The sequence below is a fragment of the Mucilaginibacter sp. P4_D1 genome (genome assembly GCF_056401935.1).
Map to the genome: position 1 here is coordinate 76,034 of NZ_JBFUIJ010000025.1, position 14,190 is coordinate 90,223.

At 42.8% G+C, this 14,190-nt stretch carries 12 protein-coding genes; 7 read left to right on the forward strand and 5 right to left on the reverse strand.

From position 1 onward, the window contains the following. Nucleotides 1-11: 11 nt before the first annotated feature. Nucleotides 12-797 carry a M15 family metallopeptidase gene (locus tag AC1DV1_RS19695; RefSeq protein ID WP_477362350.1) on the reverse strand — a complete coding sequence of 262 codons (786 nt, stop codon included), beginning with the start codon at nt 795-797 and terminating at the stop codon, nt 12-14. 284 nt (nt 798-1,081) lie between these two features. Between AC1DV1_RS19695 and AC1DV1_RS19700 the strand changes: the two genes are divergently transcribed. From AC1DV1_RS19700 to AC1DV1_RS19710, 3 genes are all read left to right on the forward strand, one after another. Further along, nucleotides 1,082-1,903: an alpha/beta fold hydrolase gene (locus AC1DV1_RS19700; protein WP_477362352.1), complete on the forward strand. Its 822-nt coding sequence runs from the start codon at nt 1,082-1,084 to the stop codon at nt 1,901-1,903. Between the two features lie 173 nt (nt 1,904-2,076). After that, the gene (locus tag AC1DV1_RS19705; RefSeq protein WP_477362354.1) at nt 2,077-2,478 is read left to right on the forward strand and encodes a response regulator; all 402 of its coding nucleotides are present in this window, start codon (nt 2,077-2,079) and stop codon (nt 2,476-2,478) included. Between the two features lie 17 nt (nt 2,479-2,495). Next, nucleotides 2,496-2,855, forward strand: a complete 360-nt coding sequence (locus AC1DV1_RS19710; RefSeq protein ID WP_477362356.1) for a response regulator — start codon at nt 2,496-2,498, stop codon at nt 2,853-2,855. Nucleotides 2,856-3,318: 463 nt separating this feature from the next. Here the strand turns inward: AC1DV1_RS19710 and AC1DV1_RS19715 are convergent, their stop codons facing one another. From AC1DV1_RS19715 to AC1DV1_RS19730, 4 genes are all read right to left on the reverse strand, one after another. Beyond that, complete coding sequence (locus AC1DV1_RS19715; protein WP_477362358.1) at nt 3,319-4,053, reverse strand: WecB/TagA/CpsF family glycosyltransferase; 735 nt, start codon at nt 4,051-4,053, stop codon at nt 3,319-3,321. Between the two features lie 79 nt (nt 4,054-4,132). After that, complete coding sequence (ppsA, locus tag AC1DV1_RS19720; RefSeq protein WP_477362361.1) at nt 4,133-6,784, reverse strand: phosphoenolpyruvate synthase; 2,652 nt, start codon at nt 6,782-6,784, stop codon at nt 4,133-4,135. Between the two features lie 157 nt (nt 6,785-6,941). Then, entirely contained in the window at nt 6,942-7,568 is a 627-nt protein-coding gene (locus tag AC1DV1_RS19725) for a hypothetical protein (protein ID WP_477362363.1), read from the reverse strand. A gap of 312 nt (nt 7,569-7,880) precedes the next feature. Beyond that, a complete protein-coding gene (locus AC1DV1_RS19730) occupies nt 7,881-9,263 on the reverse strand; it encodes a right-handed parallel beta-helix repeat-containing protein (protein ID WP_477362365.1) in 1,383 nt (460 codons plus the stop codon). Between the two features lie 259 nt (nt 9,264-9,522). Between AC1DV1_RS19730 and AC1DV1_RS19735 the strand changes: the two genes are divergently transcribed. The 4 genes from AC1DV1_RS19735 to AC1DV1_RS19750 form a co-directional block, all read left to right on the forward strand. Further along, nucleotides 9,523-10,791 carry an Hsp70 family protein gene (locus AC1DV1_RS19735; RefSeq protein ID WP_477362367.1) on the forward strand — a complete coding sequence of 423 codons (1,269 nt, stop codon included), beginning with the start codon at nt 9,523-9,525 and terminating at the stop codon, nt 10,789-10,791. Nucleotides 10,792-10,917: 126 nt separating this feature from the next. Next, complete coding sequence (locus AC1DV1_RS19740) at nt 10,918-11,382, forward strand: hypothetical protein (RefSeq protein WP_477362369.1); 465 nt, start codon at nt 10,918-10,920, stop codon at nt 11,380-11,382. Nucleotides 11,383-11,846: 464 nt separating this feature from the next. After that, nucleotides 11,847-12,584 carry a 3'-5' exonuclease gene (locus AC1DV1_RS19745; RefSeq protein ID WP_477362371.1) on the forward strand — a complete coding sequence of 246 codons (738 nt, stop codon included), beginning with the start codon at nt 11,847-11,849 and terminating at the stop codon, nt 12,582-12,584. Continuing rightward, on the forward strand, nt 12,581-14,190 hold a 1,610-nt coding region (locus tag AC1DV1_RS19750; protein WP_477362373.1), incomplete at its 3' end, for a DUF294 nucleotidyltransferase-like domain-containing protein. The genes AC1DV1_RS19745 and AC1DV1_RS19750, both read left to right, overlap by 4 nt.

The window sequence follows — 14,190 nt, forward strand, 5'->3', positions numbered from 1 at the left end:
CTCCAAAGCTATTACCCTTGTATCCGGGCTACTTCAAAGTGCATTCCGTCTTGTTTGGTAAAATGGCCTCCCCAATAAAAACCGTTGGCGTTGGCTATGGTCACCAGCTCGCGCACGCAGCCTTTTTGGCCCACCAATGCGGGTTGCGACCCGTAGGCATTCCATTTTGCATTAATATCAAACGCCGACCCAAAGGCATGGTTACTTAAAGTTTTGGTGCTGCCCCTCACAAACCTTGGGTTATATGATCCGTCCCAAATGAGGATGAGGTGGAGCAAACCTGCCGCATCCCAATCTGCCCAAAGTTTAATGAGCTGTTTGGCCGCCAGTTTATGAAATTCGATATGACTACCGCCGCTAATGTTTTTTAGCTGCGGCACCGGCACCGATATAATATTGTCCTTTGCCCAGTTATTAGTTATCCTGATATGTTCTTTATCGCCCGGCTGCGGATCGGCCACAAATGTAAATTCGCCAAAAACAGCCTGGCGCTGGGCATTGCTTACTAACGGACTAAAATCGGGCTTTGGCGGCCAGTCGGCGCCTTCCTTGCCTGTGCGGTCGTCGTGTAAGCCGTTAAAACCTATTTGCATGGCGGCGCCATAGGTTTTATTACCAACCACGCCATCGGGCTGCAGGCCTGCCATTTTTTGAAACGCGATGGTAGCCGCTAAGGTTAAAGGGCCGAAATCTCCGTCGGAAGGTTCATCTAATAAATCCTGGCCTATTAAAAAATCCTGCCAGTTTTCTACAGCCTGGCCTTTGCTGTTCAGTTTGATAAGAGGTAATGCGGGCATGTTAATTAGTTTTAAGGTTATGATGGTATTTGTTAAATATTTTTAATAAAAATCGACAATAGATTTGCGCATTATACCCGTTAAAATACGGTATTTACGTAGGTAGTTTTACGTATTTTTGAATGGCGAGGGCGGGGCTACCGGGTCAAAATACTTCCGCTGAAGACTACTTATAAAATTTTGCATTGAAATGATCATTTCTTAATCTATATCAAGTGCGGCTGAACCCAAAAAGCTGCACATTTGTATCACAAAACAAATACATTACTTAAAAATTGAAAAACATGAGCACTATCACCACAAAAGACGGAACCGAAATTTATTACAAAGACTGGGGTACAGGAAAACCGCTGGTATTTCATCATGGCTGGCCGTTATCTGGCGATGACTGGGATGCACAAATGATGTTTTTCCTGAAAAAAGGTTACCGGGTAATTGCCCATGACCGTCGTGGTCACGGCAGATCAAGCCAAACTGCCAACGGACACGATATGGACACCTATGCAGCCGATGTAGCCGCACTTACCGAAGCATTGGATTTGAAAGATGCCGTTCACATAGGCCACTCAACTGGCGGTGGCGAAGCTATCCATTACGCTGCCAACCTTGGCAAAAGCCGTGTGGCCAAAGTTGTACTCATCAGTGCAGTTACGCCCCTGATGGTTCAAACAGAAAACAATCCCGAAGGTGTGCCGATGGCTATATTTGACGAGATACGCCAGGGCACAGCATTTAACCGCGCCCAATATTTTAAAGATTTTACCGTACCCTTTTATGGCTATAACCGCGAAGGCGCAACCATAAAACCGGGCATACAAGACAATTGGTGGCGCCAGGGTATGATGGGCGGCGTAAAAGCACAGCACGACGGTATTAAAGCCTTCTCGGAAACTGATTTTACCGAAGACCTTAAAAGCGTAGATATCCCGGTTTTGGTTTTGCATGGCGAAGACGACCAGATTGTTCCATTCCCCATCTCGGGCGCGAAGGCTGCTAAACTATTAAAAAACGGCACCTTGATATCTTACCCGGGGTTCCCGCATGGCATGCCAGCTACCGAAGCCGACACCATTAATAAAGACCTTTTGGCTTTTATTGAAGCCTAAGCAAACATTTCCAGGTATTAAAGCTGTCCTTTAAACGGGCGGCTTTTTTTTTGCCCTTAATTTATCACCCAGAGCAGGTTTACCCCAAAGGCTATTTCGATTTCGCCAAAGAACAACAATTATCTTTTTAAAACATATTGCCTGATTAGGCGTTTAAAAATCCAATGGATAATATGGATACAACCCCCAAAATCATGGTTATTGATGATGGAGAGCTCGACAGCATTATTTTTAAACTGGTGGTAAAAAGGGTTTTACATAACTCCAATATTGAAAGTTGCAATAGCGGATTGACAGCTATAAACAGGCTGAAGTTTTTAGTAGACGAACACCCCAACGAACTGCCCGACTATATTTTCCTTGATATTATGATGCCTTTGATGGACGGTTGGCAGTTTTTAAATGAGTATAAAAAGCTAAATATCGACCCGCTTTATAAAAGTAAAATTTATATGTTATCGTCGTCTATTGATCGCGATAACATTTTAAAATCGTTGAGTAACCCCTGGGTAGAGGCCTATTTGGCCAAGCCAATAGATGTACACACTTTAAAATCAATTTTTCAGGCCAACTAAGGCCGCAGTAATTTGCAATGGCTAAACAAATACTTATAATAGAAGATGACGACGATATCCGCAGCGTATTGGAAACTGCGTTGATTTTATACGATTTTGATGTTCAAGGCGTAGACAGGACGGATGATATTATCGAACTAATCAAAATTCACGGCCCCGACCTGGTATTAACCGATTATATGATGCCTGGGTTAAACGGCGGCCAGATTTGTAAATTGATTAAAAGCAATAAGGATACCAGTCATATCCCCGTTATTCTAATGTCGGCATACCACAAATCGGCAATTGATTTAGTCAATTTTAATTATGATGCTTATATGCCTAAGCCCTTCGACGTAAATAAGCTGGTGTTCACTATAAATAAATTATTAAACTGAAAATGATGCGGGCACCATTTAATGGTAACTGACCTGTTTTATTAACAATTATTTACATGGCAACCTTTATGTTATAACCACCGTATAAATTACGGTGTCTTATTATAACTGGAACCATGAACAATAAAAAATTCGGCCTGTTACTATCAGTTGTTAATGTGCTAAGTGTAATTACACTTGAAAAATACTGGAAACGGGGTTTTAAAATTACGTTCAAAAAAAATCAGGCGCAGGCGGCTTCTACACCGGTGATTCCTATCTCGTCATCATCTGCCGCCCCCGTTAAAAGCCAGCTTTCTATAGTGGCATAACCGGTTGCTTTTGTTAGCAACTTTATTATCATAAATAAAGTTTTAAACGGCCTACACAAAAACATGAGGCAAAAAACAACCAACTTTTCCCGATAGGAGAATCATATACCCCCAAGAGAGAATATACGCCGGAAAACGAAATTAATTTACTTTCAGGATTTATATTTTAAATTAAAAGTTTGTTTAACTATACGACGTGCCATGAGGTAGCAAAAGGCCGGGTAGGTTTTCATGGAGCGCGAAAAAAAGCCACCTTCCTTATAACTACGATAGAAAAACCGTAAATTAAGCTTGCTTATAAAATTAGGGTAAAAATTAATTTCGTTTTTGCTTTGATGTAAAAAGCCACCGCAGGTATAAATAGCGCCGTCAAATCCCCTTGATCGTAAATTCAACGCCATAGTTTCCTGCAAAATAACGCCCATCCCAACAAAAACAATATCTGGATTTAAGCTTACTATGTTATCAATAGCACTCCACCTGTCGGCATAGGTATCAAAATACCCGTTTCGATAGCCTGCTATGGGCAGCAAAGGGTATTCTTTTTTAAACGTTTTAACGGTGTCGGTAATGCTTTCCTCATCGGCGCCTAAAAAATATACACTTAGTTGATCTTTTACAGCGATATCAAAAACAAATGGTGCCACAGAAGTCATGTCGCACGAAAAACGTTTTATTTTAAAAGGCGTTGCTTTAAATAAATTTAAAATAAGCACTATTAATATCCCGTCGGGCGCTATCCAGTCAAACTTTTCGAACAATTCAGGGGCATTAAAGGCTAACTTATAGGAATGCGGGTTTAAAAAAGTTATCAACTTTTTCCCTCTCGGGTCAAACTCATCCATCGAATCGGGGATTTTCGAGGTAAAAATATTATATATATCCATTAATAAATTAATATTATTTAATAATGACTGGCAAAAACAGCGCCACAAATTAGTTATCATGAGTTGCCAGGGTCTGCGTTTAAAGCACCTCTATATACCCTTCTGTTCCGTTTACCCTAATGCGTTGCCCATCTTTGATGAGTTTGGTAGCCTGTTCCACCCCTACCACTGCGGGCAGGCCGTACTCGCGTGCTATGACCGCGCCATGGGTCATCAGGCCGCCAACTTCGGTTACCAGGCCCTTAATGGATACAAACAACGGCGTCCAGCTTGGGTCGGTAAATGTGGTCACTAATATATCGCCATCTCCCAGGCTGGCGCTTTCCATCTCCAAAATAACGCGTGCGCGTCCTTCTATAATTCCCGAAGACACTGCCAGGCCGGTAATGGCGCCGGCCGGGATGTTTTCCCTGTTGTACTTCCCTGTAATAATCTCGCCATCAGAAGTGATAACACGTGGCGGGCTTAGTTTTTCATTTATTTTATGCTCCTCTTTTCGTTTGCCAATTAGCTGGTAATCCAGTTTATTGGTGCGTACCACTTCGCGCAGCTCCTGGAAAGTAAGATAGTAGATATCTTCTTTGTCATGAATTACCCCCGCTTGTACCAATTTTTCGGCCTCCTTCATTAAAGCCTGCTTATAAACAAAGGAGCGGCTGATTATCCCGTATTTTGGATACTCGCGATAACCTGCAAAATTGCGGAGCAGGCTAATCATTTGTTTTGTCTCATAGGCTTTCTGGTCGCCATCCGGTAATTGCTTTAACCTCTCTAATATTTCTGCTTCTTTTTTTAAAGCCTCCTGCCGTCCCTGCTCAAACTTCCGGCTGCCTGCCCCTGGCTCAAAGTTTTTGATATTACCGAGCATTATAGGGATAAGTATGCCCGGTTTTTCGCTCCAGCGGGCTTTGGTAATATCAATTTCGCCGGCGCAGCGCATGCCATATTTGTCCAGGTAAGCATCAATAGCCTCCCGGGTTTCCCTTCCGCCATCAAACTTAATCAGTTCATCCAAAAAGTTATCATCCTTTGCCTGTTGTAAATATTCAATAACCTGGGGATAAGGCCGTATCACGTCTGCTACGTTCAATAGCTCCAGCCCCATTTCTGCTGTAATATTGTTAGGTGCCGATTGGGCAAGCGTATCTGCCGCGTTTTTTTCGCCTAACCATTTTTTGATCTTCTCGTTAATCCACCATAAGGCATCCATAGAGGCCATAATCGCACCCCTGTTTTGTGGCGCGAATAAATTCTTTTTTGCCTGCTGATCATCCTGCATAATAAAATCAAACAAGTCCGGTCCTGATATTGCCTGGATGTTCTGTTTTAGCTCTTTTACCGATAGCTGGTTATTTTTAATCAAATCAGCAACAATCGCCGGATGATTTTCAACTTGTGCCTGGATATCTGCGAACGATTTGCCTGTACTGTTTATAATAGCAGCCGGTTCCTGTTTATCATTTGGCGACGATTTTATGAAATCGCCCCGCTCAACAATGGTAATCAGCGCGTCTTTAATCAGTGGATCGTGTGCGCCCATGGCATCTATTATCATTTTTTGGCCGGCGGGGGTGCCCAGGTTTTCCGTAATATCCACAAACAATCTTCCGGCGGCTTTAAACATCGGCCGAAAGGCTGTTAACTGCCATAGCGATAACCCTAACGGTTTCATAGCATCCGTCATCATTTGCTGATGGCCGACAGATACATAGACGTGATTTTCCTGGTCATTCCCTTCGGGAACTGGGTATAGCGTGGTAATCGGCCGGCTTTGCACAATATAAAATCCATCCTCGGCCAAACACCATTCAAGATCCTGCGGACAGCCAAAATGCTCTTCTATCCTTCTGCCGATGCGTTCCAGTTGTAAAATTTGTTCATCTGTCAACGTCTGGCTGTTCTGTATTTCGGGTGCTATCTCCTGTTCCCGCGTACCGCCACCATTTAAGGCATACGTAGCCAGTTTCTTTGCCGGGATTTTTTTATCGATAATCCCGCCATTGGATACTTTGTAATTATCTGCATTTACCAGGCCGGCAACCATGGCCTCACCAAGGCCGAAACCGGCATCAATGGATAAAACCTTCCTGTTACCGGTAATAGGGTCGGCGGTAAACATAATCCCTGCCGCCTGTGGAAAAACCATTTGCTGAACAACCACCGCCAGCTGCACTTTACGATGATCGAAACCGTTTTGGATACGGTAGATTACCGCCCTATCTGTAAACAGCGATGCCCAGCATTTGCTAATGTGCTTTAGGATTGCCTCCCCACCGGTAATATTCAAATACGTATCCTGCTGACCTGCAAAGGATGTTGTTGGCAGGTCTTCCGCAGTAGCGCTCGAGCGTACTGCAAAGGCATCCTGTTTGCCAAACTTTGCCAGGTGTTCAGTAACCTCGTGTGTTATTTCCCCGGCAATAGCTACCCCTTCTATAACCGCGCGGATCTTCGTGCAGACAGTGCCGATACTTTCCCGTTCATCCGCCTTAAAACGTGTTAATTCATCCAGCAAGCTGTTAAGCTCCGGGTTATTCCCGGTTATTTTTTTATAAGCTTGGGTGGTAATGCAAAAACCGTCGGGCACTTGTATCCCCTCAATCCGGCAAAGTTCGCCCAGGTTAGCGCCCTTGCCCCCGGCAATCATGATCATTGACTTGTCTATCTCCAGGAAACTGAGTACATACTTGGATGATTTACTTATCGGATTTAGATGGTTTTCAGTTATCATATTGGCTTTATTATTAGGATATGCAGCCAAAAATAGAAGGTATAACCTATCAAAATGCCGTTTTTAAACTATATTTTTTCGAGCGCAATAATCATTAAAACAGGGCGTTATCCTTACAAACAATGGGATTGTGAGGCGTTAAAAAACACTCTGTATTTTAATTTTTACCGGCTGTTTTATAAACTATTCTCCCGATGTAAAAGCAAACAGGGACAAGCCATATTTTAGGCGAATTGCTGAACCTTTCTGTTTGAGATGTTTGCCCGTCTAACAGTACATAAAGTCCACCTATCACCACCACGCTAACAAATACAATAAACGCAGGCTTTAAGTTTGACAGGATAAACCCTTGTTTCGGCCCGGCATGCTGCTGGTTTGAATATCTATCCAACGGTGTATGATCATCAGGTGTTATCTTTATATACTCAATTTGAATTGCCTCGTTTGCATCGCCTTGGGCCGGCACATTTGACCAGCTTTCAGGATCATCAATAGAATAAGCTTTGTAAGTGCCCAAAAAGTCCAATATCCTTACTTCTGCTTCGTGCTGGGCAGGCATCATAAATTTTTCGTCAAACTCGTCATCCAATTGATCGATTGAACCCTGTTCATACGAATCAAGAACCCGCCAGCTGTTAATCGTGTTCATGGTTTCTATGGCTTTCCGGGCATCTAAAAGGCGGTTATTTAGCTTGTGGAATAATAAACCTAACAAAACCCTCGCAGCAGATGCCTCTGGCGTAGGTTTAATTTTGCTGTCTATCAGGTCGATTAGCTTAGCCATGGTAGTTGCTCACGAAAGCTCAATAAAAAAATAGCTGGGATCGCTGGTTGTTATTCCATGGCCCCATTTAACAACATCTGCTACTGACACCAGGTTCAATGGCAGGCCACAACGAAATACAATTAGCTGAGGCTGATATGCTTTAAGCGAGGGCATTGTGAATGATTTTGGATTGTAATTTAGCAATATTTGAGATTGGATGGAGGTATGAGAAATCAACATTTTTTGGATAATCATGTCCCCAATACGCCCTGTTATTATTGAGTACAGATCCAAACCATAAATTGCAAGTTCACGGGCAAACTATCAACCTCAATACTCCGTAGCCCCAATGTCAAAAGCAACACCAGAGGGCCGCTTGGCACCGTAATAATCAAAGCTTACGCCGTATGATGAAACGTTTGCCCCCGTATTGATAAGCGGCGACGACGACGACAGATGAAAATCGCCGCCGGTATAATTTACAAATTCGCACGCGCTTACATCAGTACCTATATAATTGTTTGAGGCTGTAAGCTTAACACTGCTGTTTTTTCTGATTATTGGCAACACCGATGCCGACTGTATAATCACATTATTGATAACCGTGTTCATCGGGATAATTTCGGAGTTTAATTTGATGCCGCCCAACTCCGAAGCGATGATGGTATTATTAATAAATTGAAAATCAGGTCCCGGAGTATACCTGGAATCGGCAAAAATACCATACGATTTTGCGTTAAGAATGTAGTTATTAAAAACCACGTTGTCGCCAAGGCCCAAAACAATGATACCATTGCCGKGTGCATTTCTGATTACGTTATTATAACATTTCCCCCCGGTGCCTTCCCCTATCTGGATGCCGTTATTCTGATAAGCCGAAAATGGGCTCACCCCTGGGTTTTTAACCGTGTTGCTATATATTTCACACCCTGCAATAGCGCTACCAACCTGTATACCTTCGCTACCGGTAGAATCGGTAAGGTTTTGGTACACCTTAAGGTTTACCACATCATGAGGCAAAACCTTACCACATGAAATTGAAACACCATTGGCGTAGAAGGAATTTCCTATATATAATCCCTCGCCACCCGTTTTATGAACATAATTGTCATGAATACTAACATTTTTCATAGTAAAGTGGCCACGCCAGGTGGCAGCATCGCACGATGGATCGGTTTTTGCCATAATACCCGCGAACCCGCTATTCCGTACTTCAACATTCGCTATCTCAAAATCGGTGCTCAAGCCATCCATAGTCATCCCAATGTTGCCGCCGTTTACATCAAACCCATAGGTAATACCGGGATCTCCGTTTCCAAGCACTTTAAAATACTGAGAATTTTGTGTTTTAAAAGCGTATGAAGCGGTAACAGCTGTAGAAAAGGTTACTTTACCACCTTTGTTGATAATGATAACAGGTGCCTCTGCCGTTCCTTTGATATTTTTAAGCAGTAAGGCGCCCCTTGTTCCGGCGGGTATATATATAGTAGCCCCCGCAGGTATTTTAGTGCCATCAACCATCCATTCGTTAGGTTGCACCGTATACGTGTAATTAGAAACTACCTCCACTGCTGAACTTAACTTAATACTATCCTTGCCTGGAGGCGCCAAAACCGGTCTTTCTATGTTATTTATGATCTTGGTACACATCGTAAAAGACGATATAACCATTGCGGCGGCTAAAAAGCGAATAGGGTAATTTTTATTTTTCATATGCAAACTGTAACCAGGCCACCAGGCATTTCTTGAAAACCAATGTTGTAAATCGTAATATTTTTCAAACTGTACGGGCCATAATTCCGGTTTTTATACGGCGCTTGTGATAAATTGGTTATCCAGGTTTTTTATGCTGAATGGCGGGCATCATGCATAACCATGCAAATGATATTTCATGGGGTATCAATTTCGTTGCTAAACTATTTTTTTATATTTTCGCCGCCCTTTAAATTTTTACTGCTTTACCTGTATTGCTATGAATAAGTTTTTATACGGAATTGATTTTGGAACAACCAATTCGGCTTTGGCTATTTATGATCAGGAAACCAAAAAAATTCATGATACCATCATCATCCCATCGCTCATTTATTTCTATAGCCAACCAGGTTTAGGGGATGTAAAAAACTACGTAGTAGGCGACGAAGCCATTACGGCTTACCTGAATGATGGAATGAAAGGGCGGTTCATCAAATCGGTTAAGCAAATCTTATCAAGGAGCAGCTTCACCGAAACCCGCATTCAAAACAAAAGGTTCAACGCATCTGACCTTGTGGCTATTATTTTAAAGGAACTGAAAGAACGGGCAGATGAACTGACCGGGGAGGATTGCCGCACAGCGGTAATTGGCCGACCGGTGTTTTTTGATGACGACGACGTGCAAAAAGACACTCTGGCGCAAACCAGGCTGAGCAAGGCCGCAGCAATTGCGGGTTTTACGAATGTCCGCTTTCAGTTTGAGCCGATAGGCGCTGCTTTTGCCTACGAGAAAACGCTGGCAAAAAAAGAAAATGTATTGGTGGCAGATTTGGGCGGGGGTACAACAGATTTTACCTATTTAGTGCTTGATCCGAAAAAAGTTGGCAGCAAAAACCGCAAGGACGATATGATAGCCAACGGTGGTATTTATGTTGGCGGCGATAGCCTGGATTCGGCTTTTATGTGGGATATAGGAACGCCATATTTTGGCAAGCATACGCAATATGAAGCCACACCCGGTAAAGTGTTAACCGTTCCCAATTCGCTTTTTGCAAACATTTGTTCATGGGAGCAGATGAACTTTTTTAATGGCCCCCGCATTAAAAAAGATATAGAAGATTACTACTATTTTTCGGGCAACAACCGGAAATTTAAAAACCTGATAACGCTTATAGACTATAACCTGGGTTACTCGGTATTTCAGGCTATCGAAAAAACAAAAATTGAGCTTTCAAACGCAGATACATCCGCGTTTAGTTACCATAACATGGATATTGATATTGATGAAGAAATATCACTTACTGATTACGAACAAATTATAGCCAAAGATGTGGATCGGATTGCCGGGTACCTGGATCTATTCATGCAACAAAACAACATCGATCCTGAAAATATTGATAGTTTGTTTTTAACAGGCGGCACATCGCTGGTAGGCAGTATTCAAAAGCTGTTTAAAAACAGATTTCCGCATGTTAACCTCAACTCGGGCGATAATTTTAAGAGTGTAGCTACAGGTTTGGCGTATAGCGGTTATCTGTTTGGGGAGTAGGTTTAGTAAGCATAGCGCTGGTCATATATATTCTGTTTTCCTAGCTAAATCCGGGTAAATCATTATATTTAAAACCTCCTATCCAGAGATGGAATATTGATTAAAATGCCCGTGAACTAACCTGCCATGAACAATTACGACATCCAATCAAAAGATTTTGCTTTATCCCCACAGGGCGTTCACCTGCTGCGCAACCGGTTCAATTACAAAACCATCAATTATTACGACATCCACAAAGCCACTTTCGCCAGGGCTGTCGAAACAAAAAACGTAGCGCTTACCTTAATCGTCGGGGTACTATTTATTGCTTTCGCAGTGTACAACACCATAGGCGTATACCAAAACTTTTATGATCCTACCGTACACCGCATCTACATAGAATCAATAGCACTGCCGGTTTTGCCGGTACTGCTGGGCATATATTGCATTTATATAGCTGTAAAAAAAGTTCCATCGCTAATTATTGAGCTTGAAAACCAAAAACATAAGCTAAGTATTCAAGATATTTACAAGGCCGGCCAAATGCAGGGCCTGGAAATTTATTTAAAAGATAAACTAAAAGCAAGGTTTTACGATAGCCCTACGCTGTAAAAAAGCCAATTCCAGGCTCCTGACGGTCATTTTCAGCATGTCCTCCCGGTTGGCTATTCTAAGTAATCTTCTTAGCGCAAAAAAATGACAACGTTTTTTTTATTAAAATATTTTACCTATATTGATTTTTTGTGTAACTTTATCATTACCAATTAATTAATACCATTGATAACTCTGATTTTAACCCTGCTGCTGCTAAGTGCAATAGTGTGCATAATTTCTGTGCGGACGCTTCCAAAAGATGAATAAGGGAGGGCAATAACGTGCGTATTAGTAATTAGGGCGTATTTCCTGATTCTATACCATATAAGCCAACCGCACCTATAAATGTCACTTTTGATCCTAATCCGGGTAGTCGCTCCCGCTAACTAAGGCTCAGCATATTATTAAACACCAGCATGACCAGCGGCTTTTCAAGCCGCCGCCATTTTATTCCCATCAACTTTTGCCGGAATTAATTACTTTTGAATACCAGTGCAAACAGCAATCCGGCAAACACCTTGAACGACTATTTTTTATTTATCGATACAGAAGCCTCGGGCCTGCCACTTAAGTGGAACCTGCCCTACAGTTCCGATGAAAACTGGCCACACGCGTTACAGGTTTCCTGGCTTATTTACGATAAACATCAAAAGCTGATCAAACAACAGGACCATTATATCCAAAGCGAAGGAATCGCCATTACTCCCGCAGCCCTGGCCATCCATCACCTGACACCGGAATTTTTAAAACTAAGCGGCAAAACCCGAACCGAAGTGATACAACTACTGGCAGCAGATGTGCAGGAATACAACCCCATGCTGATAGGCCATTTTATCCGGCTGGATTATTACCTGCTTGGTGCGGCATATTACCGTTCGGGCATAGCAAACCCGCTCGGTAACCTTCCTGTTTTTTGCACCATGGTTGCCACTACTCAACTGGTGCACAGTTCGCTTACGCGCCATTTACGACTGGAAGAACTGTACTATATGCTGTTTAATACAGATTTGCAAAACCAGCATAATGCACTATATGATGCCCAGGCTACAGCCGCTTGTTTTTTTGAATTGCGTAATCGCGGCGAAATATCTGATAAAAGCATCAGTCAGCAAATCCAGGATTTTGAGCAGCAGCGCGATCCTGCCCAACAACGAAAGGGCTGTTTATTGCCCGCATTAATGCTTATATTGTTAATGGCCATCATCATTTACAGCTTATGAACAACCGACTGGAGTTTTTGGCATCCATTACGCCTTTTAACGCCCTGCCCACCGAGGTACTGCAAGGCGTAGCCGAACAGTTGCAGGAAATAAGCTATCAAAAAGATGTGGTGATTTACCAGCAGGATATTACAATGATGAAAGGTGTTGACATTATTGTACGGGGTAGTTATGAATCTTTTTTTTATGATAGCACAGGCAATAAGCGTTTGATAGAAAACCACGAGCCCGGCTTTTGCTACGGCGGCGTTTCGGTATTACTAAACAGGAGGCGATCGTTACGAACAGTTGTTGCCAAAAAGGGAACGCTGGTTTATTTTTTGCACCGTAAAGATTTTCGCCTGCTGTGCAAAACCTACGAAGATTTCTTTTTGCATTTTACTGCCGAGTTTGGTAAACGGATGCAAAATGAGGAGTTTGTCCATTTTTTTAAGCAACCGGCATCGTTTGCCGAAAGCTATATCGCATCTGAGCAGTTATACTCGCGCCGTGTAGAAAGCATTGAATACAGGCCTGTAATAGCCTGCCAGGGGCACACACCCATATACAAAGCAGCCCAGCTGATGGCTGCCCAAAAAACCAGCTGCCTTTTTATTTTGAACGATGAGCAAAAGATTGTTGGCTACGTAACCGATATTACACTGCGCGATAAAGTGATAGCCAGGCAATATGACACCGCCTGTGCTGTAAACCTTGTGATGGATACGCCAATAGTGAGCATTAGCGCAGATGCCTTTGTTTATGAGGCCTTGCTGATGATGTTCCAAACCAAAACCCGGTATATACTGATCCAAAAGGCGGGCGGGTATGTTGGATTTATCAGCCGAAATAAGCTATTAAGCGAACAGGCACAGTCGCCGATGGTATTTATACAATCGGTTAAGCTGGCGCTATCAACAGATGAGTTAAAACGCAAGTGGCAAAGCGTACCCCAATTTGTAACCCAGCTGTTGGGCCGCGGCGTGAACGCCGAAATTGTGAACCAGATTATAACCACCGTTGCCGATACCATTGCCCAAAAAGTAATTGAAAGCGTAATTGCCCAAATTGGGCCACCACCCGCCAAATTTGTATTTATGGTACTGGGTAGCGAAGGCCGTAAAGAGCAAACCTTTAAAACCGACCAGGACAACGCCATTATTTACGAAGATAAGGCCAATGAGCACCGCGAAGAGGTGCGTGCTTATTTCCTTGACCTGGCCAGTCGTGTATCAAACGATTTGAATAACATTGGTTTTGTATATTGCACAGGCGATTTTATGGCGCAAAACCCCAAATGGACCCACTCGCTATCGCACTGGAAACGCAATTACGATTACTGGATGGACGAATCTATCCCCGAAACGGTGATCAACTTTTCTACCTTTTTTGATTGCCGCAGCATTTATGGCGACAGCACCATTATGGATGAACTGCACCAATTTTTAGACGAGCGATTACAGCAGCCTTTAGAGAAGCTATTTTTCCACATGGCTAAAAACGCCCTGCAATATGAGCCGCCGTTAACGTTTTTCAATACCATCCGCACGTTTAAAAAAGATAGCAGGGAAGTGTTTGATATTAAAAGAACAATGAGCCCCATTGTTGACCTGGTACGGGTTTACGC